This is a genomic window from Streptomyces sp. HNM0574, assembly GCF_012726235.1.
GTDB lineage: Bacteria > Actinomycetota > Actinomycetes > Streptomycetales > Streptomycetaceae > Streptomyces.
On sequence record NZ_JAASAH010000005.1, the window covers coordinates 100,101 to 115,308 of the forward strand.

At 72.5% G+C, this 15,208-nt stretch carries 8 protein-coding genes; all 8 read left to right on the forward strand.

The features are described from left to right. Nucleotides 1–231 precede the first annotated feature (231 nt). The 8 genes from HCC30_RS11515 (at nucleotide 232) to HCC30_RS11550 (ending at nucleotide 15,144) form a co-directional block, all read left to right on the forward strand. Nucleotides 232–2,631 (forward strand): sodium-translocating pyrophosphatase, encoded by a 2,400-nt coding sequence (locus tag HCC30_RS11515; RefSeq protein WP_169442357.1) that lies wholly within the window; start codon nucleotides 232–234, stop codon nucleotides 2,629–2,631. A 203-nt stretch (nucleotides 2,632–2,834) separates the two neighbouring features. Further along, nucleotides 2,835–3,419, forward strand: a complete 585-nt coding sequence (locus tag HCC30_RS11520) for a small secreted protein (protein ID WP_169442358.1) — start codon at nucleotides 2,835–2,837, stop codon at nucleotides 3,417–3,419. A gap of 289 nt (nucleotides 3,420–3,708) precedes the next feature. Beyond that, on the forward strand, nucleotides 3,709–5,217 hold the full coding sequence (locus HCC30_RS11525) for a class I SAM-dependent methyltransferase (RefSeq protein ID WP_240979528.1): 1,509 nt from the start codon (nucleotides 3,709–3,711) through the stop codon (nucleotides 5,215–5,217). 162 nt (nucleotides 5,218–5,379) lie between these two features. After that, nucleotides 5,380–5,577: a hypothetical protein gene (locus tag HCC30_RS11530; RefSeq protein WP_169442360.1), complete on the forward strand. Its 198-nt coding sequence runs from the start codon at nucleotides 5,380–5,382 to the stop codon at nucleotides 5,575–5,577. Between the two features lie 179 nt (nucleotides 5,578–5,756). After that, nucleotides 5,757–8,678 carry a type I DNA topoisomerase gene (topA, locus tag HCC30_RS11535; protein WP_169442361.1) on the forward strand — a complete coding sequence of 974 codons (2,922 nt, stop codon included), beginning with the start codon at nucleotides 5,757–5,759 and terminating at the stop codon, nucleotides 8,676–8,678. Between the two features lie 175 nt (nucleotides 8,679–8,853). After that, on the forward strand, nucleotides 8,854–11,937 hold the full coding sequence (gene tmk / locus HCC30_RS11540) for a dTMP kinase (protein ID WP_169442362.1): 3,084 nt from the start codon (nucleotides 8,854–8,856) through the stop codon (nucleotides 11,935–11,937). 115 nt (nucleotides 11,938–12,052) lie between these two features. After that, the gene (locus HCC30_RS11545; RefSeq protein ID WP_169442363.1) at nucleotides 12,053–13,270 is read left to right on the forward strand and encodes a DNA polymerase III subunit delta'; all 1,218 of its coding nucleotides are present in this window, start codon (nucleotides 12,053–12,055) and stop codon (nucleotides 13,268–13,270) included. A 275-nt stretch (nucleotides 13,271–13,545) separates the two neighbouring features. Further along, nucleotides 13,546–15,144 (forward strand): alpha/beta hydrolase, encoded by a 1,599-nt coding sequence (locus HCC30_RS11550; protein ID WP_169442564.1) that lies wholly within the window; start codon nucleotides 13,546–13,548, stop codon nucleotides 15,142–15,144. The last annotated feature ends 64 nt before the right edge of the window (nucleotides 15,145–15,208 follow it).

The window sequence follows — 15,208 nt, forward strand, 5'->3', positions numbered from 1 at the left end:
TTTCGGGGCTCTGACGCGATCATTTTTACAACGTCAGCAATTTTGTCAGCCTCGCCCGTGCGGGCGAATTTCACTGGCCCGCTTCTTTCGATCTTCGCCGGTGCAGGCGAATTGCCAGCGCTGCGCCCTGTTTTGATCCTGAACGGCTCCCTACAATCCGTCCACATCTCCTGCAGCAGGGAGTCGTGTGATGCGTCGTACGCTCTCTGCGCCAAACGTCGAGGAGGACGAATGGCGGGGCACCTGAGCCCGATTCAGAATCATCATCAACTTGCGGACGCGGTACTGACGAGCGCCAACCGGGGCCTGGTCATCGTGATCGCGGTGGTCGCGCTCGCGGCGCTCGGTGTCGCGGTGGTGCTGGTACGACAAGTCCTCGCCGCGGGTGAGGGCACCGACAGCATGAAGAAGATCGCGGGCGCCGTCCAGGAGGGCGCGAACGCTTATCTGGCACGGCAGTTGAGGACCCTCGGGGTATTCGCCGTCGTCGTCTTCTTCCTGCTGATGCTGTTGCCGGCCGATGACATGAACCAGCGGCTCGGCCGTTCGGTCTTCTTCCTCGTCGGGGCGGGATTCTCGGCGGCCACCGGCTATATCGGCATGTGGCTGGCGGTGCGCAGTAATGTGCGTGTGGCGGCGGCTGCCCGTGAGGCGACTCCGGCCGAGGGAGAACCGGCGAAGGATCTCACCGCTGTTTCCCACAAGGCGATGAAGATCGCTTTCCGTACCGGCGGCGTGGTCGGCATGTTCACCGTCGGGCTCGGACTGCTCGGCGCCGCCTGCGTCGTCCTCGTCTACGCGGCGGACGCGCCGAAGGTGCTGGAGGGCTTCGGTCTCGGTGCCGCGCTGATCGCGATGTTCATGCGGGTCGGCGGCGGCATCTTCACCAAGGCGGCCGACGTCGGCGCCGACCTCGTCGGCAAGGTCGAGCAGGGCATCCCCGAGGACGACCCGCGCAACGCGGCCACCATCGCGGACAACGTCGGCGACAACGTGGGCGACTGCGCGGGAATGGCCGCCGACCTCTTCGAGTCGTACGCGGTGACGCTCGTCGCCGCGCTGATCCTCGGCACCGCCGTCTTCGGCGACGACGGGCTCGCCTTCCCGCTCATGGTCCCCGCGATCGGCGTGATCACGGCCATGATCGGGGTGTTCGCCGTCGCCCCGCGCCGCAGCGACCGCAGCGGCATGACGGCGATCAACCGCGGATTCTTCATCTCCGCGGTGATCTCCCTCGTCCTGGTCTCCGTCGCCGCGTACGCGTATCTGCCCGCCAGCTACGCGGAGTTGACCGGTGTCTCCGGCGACGACGCGCGGGCGATCCTCGGGCACGAGGGCGACCCGCGGGTCCTCGCCATCGTCGCGGTCGCCATCGGAATCGTCCTGGCGGCGCTGATCCAGCAGCTCACGGGGTACTTCACCGAGACGAACCGGAAGCCCGTGCGGGACATCGGCCGGACGTCCCTGACCGGCCCGGCGACGGTCGTCCTCTCCGGCATCTCCATCGGCCTGGAGTCGGCGGTCTACACGGCGCTGCTGATCGGGCTCAGCGTGTACGGCGCGTTCCTGCTCGGCGGCGGCACGGTGATGCTGGCGCTGTTCGCGGTGGCGCTCGCCGGCACCGGGCTGCTCACCACCGTCGGCGTCATCGTCGCCATGGACACCTTCGGCCCCGTCTCCGACAACGCGCAGGGCATCGCCGAGATGTCCGGCGACGTCGAGGGCTCGGGCGCGCAGGTGCTCACCGACCTCGACGCCGTCGGCAACACCACCAAGGCCATCACCAAGGGCATCGCCATTGCCACCGCCGTGCTCGCCGCCGCCGCGCTGTTCGGCTCGTACCGTACGGAGCTGACCTCGGCGCTCGGGGAGGCCGGTGAGGGCACGGGCAAGATGATGGAGCTGCTCGACATCGCGCAGCCGAGCACGCTGGTCGGCCTGATGTTCGGCGCCGCGGTCGTCTTCCTCTTCTCCGGTCTGGCCATCAACGCCGTGTCCCGCTCGGCGGGTTCGGTGGTGTACGAGGTGCGGCGGCAGTTCCGGGAGAAGCCCGGGATCATGGACTACACGGAGAAGCCGGAGTACGGCCGGGTGGTCGACATCTGCACCAAGGACGCGCTGCGCGAGCTGACCACCCCGGGGCTGCTCGCGGTGATGGCGCCGATCCTCGTCGGCTTCACCTTCGGCGTCGGCGCGCTCGCCGCGTTCCTCGCCGGTGCGATCGGCGCCGGCACCCTGATGGCCGTCTTCCTCGCCAACTCCGGCGGTGCCTGGGACAACGCGAAGAAGCTCGTCGAGGACGGCCACCACGGCGGCAAGGGCAGCGAGGCGCACGAGGCGACCGTCATCGGTGACACCGTCGGCGACCCGTTCAAGGACACGGCCGGTCCGGCCATCAACCCGCTGCTGAAGGTGATGAACCTCGTCGCGCTGCTCATCGCCCCGGCGGTGGTGCAGTTCAGCTACGGCGACCAGGCGAGCGTCGGCGTCCGCGCCGGTGTGGCGGTCGTCTCGATCGCGGTCATCGTCGGCGCCGTGTACGTCTCCAAGCGGCGCGGTATCGCCGTTGGTGACGAAAACAACATGGAACGGTCGGAAAGTTCGGCCGAACCCGCCGCGGCGACGCGCTGACGGTCGTTCAGAAACCGTCCAACTGGCGGGCGGACGAGGCGTTTTGACGCTTCGTCCGCCCGTTCGTGATTTCTGCTGACGTACGGTGGGCACCCGCGAGCCGCCGCGTCCGGTTTGGTGCAAATGGCTTTAATCAGGGACAGATCATTCGCCTGGCTCCACCCCGGGAGCGTCCCGGCGTGTATGTTCCGGGCCGAACAGCCATGGAAGGGACCGATCCGGTGAACAAGAAGCTCGTGGCGGCACTGTCCAGCGGTGCGGCACTCGTTCTCACGCTGACAGGTTGCGGCGACGACAGCGGCAAGAAGACCGAGGAATGGGCCAAGAAGGTCTGCGACCAGGTGCAGCCTCAGGTCAAGAAGATCCAGCAGGCGAACGCATCCATCGGTGAGGCGTCCGAGAAGAAGCAGTCCTCCGCGGAGGTCAAGAAGACGGACTCGGCCGCCTTCCAGGACATCTCCGACGCGTACAAGGCGCTCGGCACGGCGGTCGACAAGGCGGGCGCACCGCCCGTCGACGACGGCGAGAAGCTCCAGAAGGACGCCGTGAAGGAGCTCAAGGGCATCTCGAAGGAGTACGCGGGGCTGAAGCGGACGGTCGACAAGCTCGACACCAAGGACCAGGCGAAGTTCGCCGAGGGGCTCAAGGGCGTCGCGACCGAGCTCGACAAGCTCGGCAAGAGCGGTGACAAGGCGCTGAGCGACCTCCAGTCCGGCGAGGTCGGCGAGGCCATGGCGAAGCAGAAGGGCTGCAAGCGGCCCGACACCAGCGAGGCCCCCTCCTCGTAGCGGCGGCCCGGACCGCTCCACCGCGAGCCGGTCCGGCGCCCCGTGATCCCCGGTCAGCCCCCGTCCGCCGACAGCGCGGCCGGGGGCTGACCGCTGGTCGTCGCCGGAAGGGCCAGACGACACAATGGGTGGCGTGAGTACGAGCCCCCGCCACCCCGGTTCCCCCGACACCGACGCCCCCGCCGACGCCCCGTCAGGCACCGGCACCGACGCCCCCGCCGCGGCGGCCGGGCACGGGTCCCCCGCCGTCCCCGCGGTACCGGCGGCCGACCCCGACCGCGTCGCCCGGCTGCGGGCCGCGCTGCTCGCCGCCGGGTTCACCGCCGACGGCCTCCTCGAACTCCTCGGCGGGCCCGCCTACTCGGCGCTCGCCCGCAGCGAGACCGTCCCGGCGCTGCGGGCCACGCGCGGCGGCGGCCCGCTGCCCACCCTCGTACGCCTCTTCCTCCTCCAGCAGTCGGTGCCCGCGTCCCGCGCCGCCGCCGTCCTCCCGCTGGACGACGCGCTGGCCGACGGCTGGCTGGTGGGCGAGGGCGCCGCGGACGAGGCCGGTTCGGTACGGGCGACCGTCGACATCCGGCCGTACGGCGGGCCCGACGGGCAGGACTGGTGGATCGTCGCCGACCTCGGCTGCGCCGTCGGCGGCGCCGGCGGCATCGGCGCCCGGCACGAGGACGTCGTGCTCGGCGTCGGGGGCGCGTCGACGACGCTCGCGGGGATCACGGTGCGCAAGCCCGTCGCCCGCGCGCTCGACCTGGGCACCGGTTCGGGCATCCAGGCGCTGCACGCGGCGCAGCACGCCACCCGCGTCACGGCCACCGACGTCAACCCGCGGGCACTCGCCTTCACCCGGCTCACGCTCGCACTCTCCGGCGCGCCCGGGGCCGACCTGCGCGAGGGCTCGCTCTTCGAGCCGGTCGAGGGCGAGGAACCGTACGACCTGATCGTCTCCAACCCGCCGTTCGTCATCGCGCCGCAGGCCGCGCCCGCCGAGGGCGACGCCGCGGGGCGGCTGACGTACCGCGAGGGCGGGATGAGCGGCGACGACCTGTGCCGCACGCTCGTCGAACGCGCCGGTGAGCACCTCGCCGACGGCGGCTACTGCCAGCTGCTCGCCAACTGGGAGCACCGCGAGGGCGAGGACTGGCAGGAGCGCCTGCGCTCCTGGGTGCCCGCCGGCTGCGACGCCTGGATCGTGCAGCGCGAGGTGCAGGACATCGCCCAGTACGCCGAGCTGTGGCTGCGGGACGCGGGGGACCACCTCGCGGGGCGTGACGTGTACGAGGCGCGGTACGCGGCATGGCTGGACGAGTTCGAACAGCGCGGCACGACGGCCGTCGGATTCGGCTGGATCACGCTGCGGAAGAGCGGCGCCGAGCGGCCGCACGTCCAGGTCGAGGAGTGGCCGCACCCGGTCGAACAGCCGCTGGGCGAGGAGGTCGAGGGACACTTCGCGCGCCAGGACTTCCTCCGGGACACCGACGACGCGGCGCTGCTGGACCTGCACTTCCGGCTGGCGGACGAGGTCGTGCAGGAGCAGGTCGGGATGCCGGGCGCCGAGGACCCGGAGCACGTGGTGCTGCGTCAGAACCGGGGCATGCGGCGCGCCTCCAAGGTGGACACCGTCGGCGCCGGGTTCGCCGGGGTCTGCGACGGCTCGCTGCCCGCGGGCCGGATCCTGGACGCGATCGCCCAACTCGTCGGCGAGGACCCGGTGATACTGCGGGACCGCACGCCGGAGGCCATCCGGCTGCTGGTCGGGCAGGGCTTCCTGCGGCCGGTCCCGGACGCGGACTGACCGGGAGCACCGGCCCGGACCTGCCCTTACGCCCCCTCCTTCCGCCCGTCCTCCCCCGTCCCGCCGTCCCCGGCGCGGGCCGGTGGGCCGGACGGGTGGGTGGTGGGGGCGTGTTCATCTCGCGTTCGCGGCGGTGTCGGGGCGGGGTGTGAGGGTCGCCGCATGGAAAGTGCACCAGCTGCCTTCGTCGGAGTGGCCCTCGCCGTGTTCGGGGCCGCGCTGATGCTGTGGACGACCGTGCGGGCCAGGAACGGGGAGCCCGTCGCGGAGGGCGTGGGACGGGTTCCGGCCGTCGTGCTCGTGGGGATTTCGGGTGTGATGTCGCTCATGGCGGGAGGTTGGGTGCTGCTTCGGGGGTGATCAGGGGCGATCACCCCGGGTATCGGGCGGCAGGATGGTTGGCTGTCGGGTTACCGTTCGAGTGGCGTTGCGGACTTTTCCCGTTTGACATGGGGGCGGGAGGTACCGTCACACTCCGCAGCGACGAGCGACCGAAGCTGCCGACCGCCCGACCGCCGACCGGAAAGAAGAGCCTGAAGTTGTCCCCGACCAGCGAGACCGCAGACGGCGGGCGCCGACTCGTGATTGTCGAGTCGCCTGCCAAGGCCAAGACGATCAAGGGCTATCTGGGCCCTGGCTACGTGGTCGAGGCCAGCGTCGGGCACATCCGCGACCTTCCGAACGGCGCCGCCGAGGTCCCCGCCAAGTACAAGGGCCAGCCCTGGGCGCGTCTCGGCGTCAACGTCGATCACGACTTCGAGCCGCTCTACGTCGTCAACAGTGACAAGAAGGACCAGGTCAAGAAGCTGAAGCAGCTTCTCGCCGAGTCCGACGAACTGCTGCTCGCCACCGATGAGGACCGCGAGGGCGAGGCCATCGCCTGGCATCTCCAGGAGGTCCTCAAGCCCAAGGTGCCGGTCAAGCGGATGGTCTTCCACGAGATCACCAAGGACGCCATCCAGAACGCGGTCAGCAACCCCCGCGACCTCAACCAGCGCCTGGTCGACGCGCAGGAGACCCGCCGCATCCTCGACCGTCTCTACGGCTACGAGGTCTCGCCCGTGCTGTGGAAGAAGGTCATGCCGCGGCTGTCGGCGGGCCGGGTGCAGTCCGTGGCGACGCGGCTCGTGGTCGAGCGGGAGCGCGAGCGGATGGCCTTCCGCTCCGCCGAGTACTGGGACCTGGCGGGCACCTTCGCGACGGGCCGCGGCGGGGACGTGTCCGACCCCGGCACCTTCGGCGCGAAGCTGGCCACGGTCGACGGCCGCCGCGTCGCGCAGGGCCGGGACTTCGGCTCCGACGGGCAGCTGAAGAACCCGGACCAGGTGCTGCACCTGGACGAGGAGAACGCGCGGGCGCTCGCCGCCTCGCTGGCGGACACGGCCTTCGCCGTCCGTTCCGTCGAGTCGAAGCCGTACCGCCGCTCGCCGTACGCGCCGTTCCGGACGACGACGCTCCAGCAGGAGGCGAGCCGGAAGCTCGGCTTCGGCGCGAAGTCGACGATGCAGGTGGCGCAGAAGCTGTACGAGAACGGCTTCATCACCTACATGCGTACCGACTCCACGACGCTCTCCGACACCGCGATCACCGCGGCCCGGGCCCAGGTCACGCAGCTGTACGGGGCCGACTACCTACCGGAGAAGCCGCGCGTCTACGCGGGCAAGGTCAAGAACGCGCAGGAGGCGCACGAGGCGATCCGTCCCTCGGGCGACCGCTTCCGCACGCCCGCCGAGACCGGCCTGACCGGCGACCAGTTCCGGCTCTACGAGCTGATCTGGAAGCGCACCGTCGCCTCGCAGATGAAGGACGCCACGGGCCAGTCCGTGACGGTGAAGGTCGGCGGCGCCTCGGCGGACGGCCGGGACGCCGAGTTCACCGCCACCGGCAAGATCATCACCTTCCACGGCTTCCTCAAGGCGTACGTCGAGGGCTCCGACGACCCCAACGCCGAGCTCGACGACCGCGAGCGCCGCCTCCCGCAGGTCACCGAGGGCGACGCGCTGAGCGCCGAGGAGATCACCGCCGAGGGCCACGCGACCAAGCCTCCGGCCCGGTACACCGAGGCCACGCTGGTCAAGGAGCTGGAGGAGCGGGAGATCGGGCGTCCCTCCACGTACGCCTCGATCATCAGCACCATCCTCGACCGGCGGTACGTCTTCAAGAAGGGCACGGCGCTCGTCCCGTCCTTCCTGAGCTTCGCCGTCGTCGGCCTGCTGGAGAAGCACTTCGGGCGGCTCGTGGACTACGACTTCACCGCCAAGATGGAGGACGACCTCGACCGGATCGCCGCCGGCGACGCCGAGGCCGTGCCGTGGCTGCGCCGCTTCTACTTCGGCGAGCAGGACGGCACCTCCGGCACCGGCGAGGCCCCCGCGCCCTCGGCCGCCGACTCCGGCAACGGCGACGGCGACCACCTCGGCGGCCTGAAGGAACTGGTCTCCGACCTGGGCGCGATCGACGCGAAGGGCATCTCGTCCTTCCCCGTCGGCGAGGGCGTCACGCTGCGCGTCGGCCGCTACGGCCCCTACGTCGAGGGCCCCTCCGAGGACCCGGACCAGCCGGGGCAGCGCGCCGACGTGCCGGACGACCTGCCGCCCGACGAGCTGACCGTCGAGTACGCGAAGGAGCTGCTGGCCAAGCCCAGCGGCGACTTCGAGCTGGGCACCGACCCGGAGTCGGGCCGCCCGATCGTCGCCAAGGACGGCCGGTACGGTCCGTACGTCACCGAGGTGCTGCCCGAGGGCACGCCGAAGACGGGCAAGAACGCGGTCAAGCCGCGGACGGCCTCGCTGCTGCGCTCGATGTCGCTGGACACGGTCACGCTTCAGGACGCGCTCAAGCTGCTCTCGCTGCCCCGCGTCGTCGGCACCGACCCGGAGTCGGGCGAGGAGATCCTCGCGCAGAACGGCCGGTACGGGCCCTACATGAAGAAGGGCACGGACTCGCGGTCGCTGGAGACCGAGGAGCAGATCTTCACGATCACGCTGGAGCAGGCGCTGGAGATCTACTCCAAGCCGAAGCAGCGTGGCCGGGCGGCGGCGAAGCCCCCGCTGAAGGAGCTGGGCAACGACCCGCAGACCGAGAAGCCGGTCGTGGTCAAGGACGGCCGCTTCGGCCCGTACGTCACCGACGGCGAGACGAACGCGACGCTGCGCCGGGACGACGACGTCGAGTCGATCACCCCGGAGCGGGGCTTCGAACTGCTCGCCGAGAAGCGGGCGAAGGGCCCGGCGAAGAAGACGGCCAAGAAGACCGCGGCGAAGAAGGCCCCGGCCAAGAAGACGGCCGCGAAGAAGACCACGGCCAAGAAGACGGCGGCGAAGAAGACCGCCACGAAGAAGACGGCGGCGAGCAAGACGGCCGCCACCAAGACCGCGGCGAAGAAGACGGCCACGAAGTCGGCGGCCAAGAAGACGGCCGCGAAGAAGACGGCGGCCGGTTCCGAGGACGCCGAGAGCTGAGCCCCCGACGAGCGCCCGGTGCCCCCTGCGGCACCGGGCGCTCGCGCGTTCCCGGGGCGCATACCGGGCGCATCCCGGACGTGCCGCGCACCGGCGTTCACAGAAACCTCACCGATCCCTTCCGTATGTCCGGGCGCGGGCACACGGTGTCGGTGTCTCGCTATACGCTGGCGGGATGACGCGTGCAGAGCAGCCAACGGGCGCGACCCCCGCGACCCCCGACGACGCACTCGCCGCAGACTCCCGCGAGCGCGCCGTGGGCGCACTGCTGCGCATCCCGCCGCTGCGGCGGCTGTGGAGCGCGCAGTTCACCGGAGCGATCGGCGACGTACTGTCCCTGCTGGTCCTGTTGCTGCTGGGCCTCCAGGCGGCGACGGTGCAGGCCGGCGGCGGCGACCCGGTCTTCGGCGGGGGGTATCGCGGGACGGCGCTGGTCGTCGCCGCGGTGTTCGCCACCCGGCTGGTGGCCACCCTCGTCTTCGGCGCGCTGCTGCTCGGGCCGCTGTCCGCGCTGCTCGCGCCGGGCAAGGGCGTGCTCGACCGGCGCTGGACGATGTTCGGCGCCGACGTGCTGCGCGCCCTCGCCCTGATCGTCGCCCCGCTGTGGATCGACTGGACGCCGGGCGTCGCCCTCGTCCTCGTCCTGGTCACCGTCTTCGTGCTCGGCGGCGCCGAGCGCGTCTGGGCGGTGGCCAAGGACAGCGCCGCGCCCGCGCTGCTGCCGGCCGCGCCGCCCGGAGCGGTCCGGCCCGCGCCCGACCACCACGAGGCGCTGCGCCGGCTGTGGCTGCGGAGCACCTTCCTCGCGCTGCCCGCCGCGGCCGCCGCGCTCGTCGTGGTGACGCTGATCAGCAATCTCTTCGGCGCCGGCATCGACTGGTTCCACACCCACCAGGCCGCGCTCTCCTCGTACGTCGCGGCCGGGCTGTTCGCCGCGTCCCTCTCCACCGTCTACTTCCTGGACCTGCCCGCCACCGCCACCCCGCGCCCGCGCTCACCGCTGGAGGGGCTGCGGCGTCCGCGCCGGGCGGTGGCTTCCGCCGAGGACGGCGCGAAGGCCCCGGCGAAGGCCCCGGCCGAGCGCGGGCGGACGGGCGCGATCCCGCTGCTCGTGCTGGCCTGCTCCTCCGTCGCCGCCGCGATCTCCGCGGCCGTCGCGCTCGCCCTGCTGCGGGCCGTCGACCTCGGCGGCGGTCCGGTCGGCTTCGGGCTGCTCGTCCTCGCGCTGACCGGCGGCACCGCCGTCGGCATCCGGCTCGCGCCCAGCACCCTGCCCGGCCTCTCGCGGCGCCGGCTGCTGGCGCTGGCCATCGCCGTCACGGGCGTGCTGCTGCTCGCGGCCGGGCTGGTGCCCGACCCGACGAGCGTGTGGCTGCTGACCCTGCTCGCCGGCGTCTCCGCCGGTGTCTCCGCCAACACCGGGCACGTGCTCCTCGACCAGGAGACGGAGGAGGCCCGCCGGGCCCGCACCACCGAACACCTGCAGGCCGTCGTCCGGATCGCGATCGCGCTGGCCGCGCTGATCGGGCCCGCGCTGGCGGCGCTGATCGGCCCGCACCGGGTCGAGAAGGGCGCGTTCGTCTTCGAACACGGCGGCGCCGCCTTCACGTTGATGCTGGTCGGCGCGCTGCTGCTGCCCGTCGCCGCGTTCGTCCTCGGACGCACGGACGACCGGCAGGGCGTGCCGCTCCGCCGCGATCTGCTGGAGGCCGTCGGCGGCGGCGAGCCGAAGCAGGCCCCGGCCGCCACCGGCTTCTTCATCGCGCTGGAAGGCGGTGACGGCGCGGGCAAGTCGACGCAGATCGAGGCGCTGGCCGAGTGGATCAGGAACAAGGGCCACGAGGTCGTCGTCACCAAGGAGCCGGGCGCCACCCCCATCGGCAAGCGCCTGCGCTCGATCCTGCTCGACGTCTCCTCGGCCGGGCTCTCGCACCGCGCGGAGGCCCTGCTGTACGCGGCCGACCGCGCCGAGCACGTCGACAGCGTCGTCCGTCCCGCGCTGGAGCGCGGCGCCGTCGTGCTCTCCGACCGGTACATCGACTCGTCCGTCGCCTACCAGGGCGCCGGCCGCGATCTCTCGCCCACCGGCATCGCGCGGATCTCCCGCTGGGCCACGGACGGACTCGTCCCGCATCTGACGGTGCTGCTCGACGTCCCGCCCGAGACGGCCCGTGAGCGCTTCACCGAGGCGCCGGACCGGCTGGAGTCGGAGCCCGCCGAGTTCCACGAGCGGGTGCGCGCCGGCTTCCTGACGCTGGCCGCCGCCGACCCGGCGCGGTATCTCGTCGTCGACGCCGCGCAGGAGCCCGAGGCCGTCACCACCGTCGTCCGCCACCGGCTGGACGCGGTGCTGCCGCTGTCCGAGCAGGAGCGGGCGGCGCAGGAGGAGGCGCGCCGCAAGGCCGAGGAGGAGGCCCGGCGCCGCGCGGAGGAAGAGGCCGCGCGGAAGGCCGAGGAGGAGCGCCAGGAGCGCGAGCGCAAGGAGCAGATGGCCCGGCTGCGGGCCGAGGAGGCGGAGCGCAAGAAGCGCGAGGCCGAGCTGGAGAAGCAGCGCGAGGAGGCGCGGCGCGCGCAGGAGGCCCGGGAGCGGGCCGAGGCGGAGCGGCGCAAGGCCGAGGAGGAGCGCGAGCGGCGCGAGGCCGAGGAGCGGATGCGCCGCGAGGAGATCGAGCGGCAGCGCAGGCTCGCGGAGGAGGAGGCCCGGCTGCGGGCCGAGGCCGAGGAGCGGCGGCTGGAGAAGCAGCGCAAGGCGGAGGAGGCGCTGCTGCGCTCCGAGCACGCGCGCGGCTCCGGAAGCGGCACCGCCGCTTCCGCGTCGGCCGCCCGGTCCGTCGAGCCGGACGGCTCCGAGGCGGACACGGCGCAGATCCCGCAGATCTCCGCGGAATCCGCCGCTCCGTACTCGATGAGCAAGGAGCAGCGCTCCTCGGAGGAGACGGCCGAGCAGCCCGCCCCGTACTCCATGCACAAGATGCACAAGCCGGGCCGCCGCACGGCGGACGAGAGCGAGGCGGAGCGCACCGCCGTCCTCCCGCAGGCCGGGCAGCAGCCGGGCTCCGCGGACGAGACGACGGTCCTGCCGCAGGTCGGCGAGGACGAGGACCGTACGCGGGAACTGCCGCAGGTCGACGCGGAGTCGGGCCGTCCGGCGCGGCCGCGTCCGGAGTGGGCGGAGGAGACCCCGCTCGACGACGTCCCGAGCCTCGCCGACGAGCTCCTCGGCCCGCACGAGGAGCAGGAACGGCGCGGGCGCCGCTAGCCCGCCACCGGAGGCCGGGTCCCGTCGGGGCCCGGCCTCCGGTGCGTCCGGCTGTCGGTGGCATGGACGACAATGGACGACGGCGTCACGGGCAGCGGCAGGAGGTACGGCACGGATGGCGGTCTGGGACGACCTGGTCGGTCAGGAGCGGGCGGCGGCGCAGCTCGGCGCGGCCGCCGCGGACGCGGACGCGTTCGTCACGGCCGAGAGCACGCGCGCGGGTTCGGCCGAGCTGTCCGGCTCCTCGATGACGCACGCCTGGCTCTTCACGGGGCCGCCCGGCTCCGGCGGCCCGTCCGCTGCCCGCGCGTTCGCCGCCGCGCTCCAGTGCGTCAGCCCGGACCGCGCCCTGCGCAGCGGCCCCGGCTGCGGCTTCTGCGACGGCTGCCACACCACCCTCGTCGGCACGCACGCGGACGTCGAGATCGTCCGTACCGACCTGCTGAGCATCGGCGTGAAGGAGACGAGGGACCTCGTCCGTCGCGCCCAGATGTCCCCGGCGGGCGGCCGCTGGCAGGTGATCGTCCTGGAGGACGCCGACCGGCTGACCGAGGGCGCGGGAAACGTCCTGCTCAAGGCCATCGAGGAGCCCGCGCCGCGGACGGTCTGGCTGCTCTGCGCCCCCTCCACGGAGGATGTGCTGCCGACGATCCGCTCCCGCTGCCGGAACCTCGCGCTGCGCACACCCCCGGTCGAGGCCGTCGCCGCCTCGCTGGTGCGGCGGGACGGCATCGAGGAGGGCATGGCCTCGTACGCGGCCCGCGCCACCCAGGGCCACATCGAGCGCGCCCGCAGGCTCGCCACCGACGAGCGCGCGCGGGCGAGGCGGGCCGCCGTGCTGAAGCTGCCGGACCGGGTCGGGGACGTGGGCCAGGCGCTCAAGGCCGCGCAGGAGCTGATCGACGCGGCGGGCGCGGACGCCAAGGAGGTCGCCGAGGAGCTCGACGCGAGCGAGACCGAGGCCCTGCGCGCCGCGCTCGGCGCCGCCGAGGGCAAGGGCAGCCGCATGCCGCGCGGCACGGCGGGCGCGATGAAGGAGCTCCAGGACCGCCAGAAGCGCCGGGCCACCCGCACCCAGCGGGACTCCCTGGATCTCGCGCTGACCGACCTCACCTCCTTCTACCGGGACGTCCTGGCACGGCAGTTGGGCTCGGACGTCGCCCTCGCGAACGACGAGGTGCGGGACGTCGTCGAGCGCGTCGCCGGATCGTCCCGCCCGGAACAGACGCTGCGCCGGATCGAGGCCGTGCTCGGCTGCCGCGACATGCTCGACCGGAACGTCGCCCCGCTGCTCGCCGTCGAATCCATGGCCATGGCCCTCCGCGCGGGCTGAGCCGTACGCGGTACGCGGCCCGAACGGCGGCCCCGCGCGCCCCAGTTGAGCCGTCCCGCCGCCCGGGGCGCCCGCTCACTCGTACGGGCGCGGGTGGAGGGGCGCGGGCGCGCCGCCGCCGGATACGCTCCCCTGGACACCGCAATCCGCGGCAGGCCGCGACGAGCACATGTGCGCCGGGGGAAGGCCGGTCGGGGGAGGCGCGCGGCGGCGGATTGCGCACGACCGCCGAAGGACCACCCAGGCTGACCGCCAAGGGATCGAGGTACATGTCGATGCAGACCAGGCGCCTGTTCCGGACGTCCTCCGCTGTGCTCGCAGCCGCCGCGCTGCTGCTCTCGGGGTGCTCGTCGGACAGTTCGGGGGAGCCGGACGGTGACGAGGCGTCGGCCCGCGCCGCGCACGAGAACGCGATCGGGAACCCCGACGCCAAGCCGTTGAAGCCGCTGCCCACCGCCGTTCCCAAGGAACTGAAGCGGTACTACGAACAGAAGCTGTCCTGGCGGGACTGCGGAGCCGAGGGCTTCCAGTGCGCCACCCTGAGGGCCCCGCTGGACTACGACGACCCCGACCCGGACGAGGACCTCAAGCTCGCCGTGGCCCGCAAGAAGGCCGCCGGCGGCGGCAAGCGGATCGGCTCGCTCATGATCAACCCGGGCGGCCCCGGCGGCTCCGCCATCGAGTACGTGCAGCAGGCCGCCGGCATCGGCTACCCGGCCGAGGTGCGCGGCCGCTACGACATCGTCGGCATGGACCCGCGCGGCGTCGCCCGCAGCGAGCCCGTGAAGTGCCTCAGCGACAAGCAGATGGACGCGTACACGCAGACCGACCAGACGCCCGACACCGCGAAGGAGCAGGACGCGCTCGTCGCCGCGTACAAGAAGTTCGCCGACAGCTGCGAGCGGCGGACGGGCGACCGGCTCGGCCACGTCTCCACCGTCGAGACCGCGCGCGACATGGACATCCTGCGCGGCGTCCTCGGCGACGAGAAGCTGCACTACGTCGGCGCCTCCTACGGCACCTACCTCGGCGCCACCTACGCGGGCCTCTACCCGCAGCGCGCCGGCCGCCTCGTCCTGGACGGCGCGATGGACCCGTCGCTGTCGATGGAGCAGGTCAACCGGCAGCAGACGGGCGGCTTCGAGACCGCGTTCAAGGCGTTCGCCGAGGACTGCGTCGAGCGCTCGGTGTGCCCGCTCGGCAAGAAGAGCGTCGCCGACGCGACGAAGCGGATGAATGCCTTCTTCGAGAAGGTCGACGCCAAGCCCGTGGCCACGGGCGAGGACCGCGAGCTCACCGAGTCCCTCGCCACCACCGGCGTGATCCGCGCCATGTACGACGAGGCGTCCTGGCCGCGGCTGCGCGACGCGATCGGCGCGGCCCAGAAGGGCGACGGCATGGAGCTGCTCACCCTCGCCGACGAGTACTACGAGCGCGACCCCGACGGCGCCTACGGCAACATCATGTTCGCCAACCCCGCCGTCAACTGCCTCGACTCCCCGCCCGCCTTCCGGAAGCCGGAGGACGTCGAGAAGGCCGTCCCGTCCTTCGAGAAGGCCTCGCCGGTCTTCGGCCGCGGCTTCGCCTGGGCGGCCCTGAACTGCGGTTACTGGCCGGAGAAGCCCACGGGCGAACCGCACCGCATCGCCGCCGAGGGCGCCGACCCGATCCTCGTCGTCGGCACCACCCGTGACCCGGCCACCCCCTACGCCTGGGCCGAGGGCCTCGCGGGCCAGCTCTCCTCCGCCCGCCTCCTCACCTACGACGGCGACGGCCACACCGCCTACCTCCGCGGCGGCGGCTGCGTCGACAACACCGTCAACGAGTACCTCCTGGAGGGCAAGGCCCCCAAGGACGGCAAGAAGTGCACCTAGCCCCGCCGGCCCCCGCGGAGCCCCCGCCCCCACCGGAACCCGGTGCGGAGCACCCCGGGAACCT

Excerpts from the sequence above, each read along its gene's own strand:
- HCC30_RS11515 (WP_169442357.1), top strand. The coding sequence starts at position 232 with ATGGCGGGGCACCTGAGCCCGATTCAGAATCATCATCAACTTGCGGAC.
- HCC30_RS11520 (WP_169442358.1), top strand. The coding sequence starts at position 2,835 with ATGGAAGGGACCGATCCGGTGAACAAGAAGCTCGTGGCGGCACTGTCC.
- HCC30_RS11530 (WP_169442360.1), top strand. The coding sequence starts at position 5,380 with ATGGAAAGTGCACCAGCTGCCTTCGTCGGAGTGGCCCTCGCCGTGTTC.
- tmk (WP_169442362.1), top strand. The coding sequence starts at position 8,854 with ATGACGCGTGCAGAGCAGCCAACGGGCGCGACCCCCGCGACCCCCGAC.
- HCC30_RS11545 (WP_169442363.1), top strand. The coding sequence starts at position 12,053 with ATGGCGGTCTGGGACGACCTGGTCGGTCAGGAGCGGGCGGCGGCGCAG.
- HCC30_RS11550 (WP_169442564.1), top strand. The coding sequence starts at position 13,546 with ATGCAGACCAGGCGCCTGTTCCGGACGTCCTCCGCTGTGCTCGCAGCC.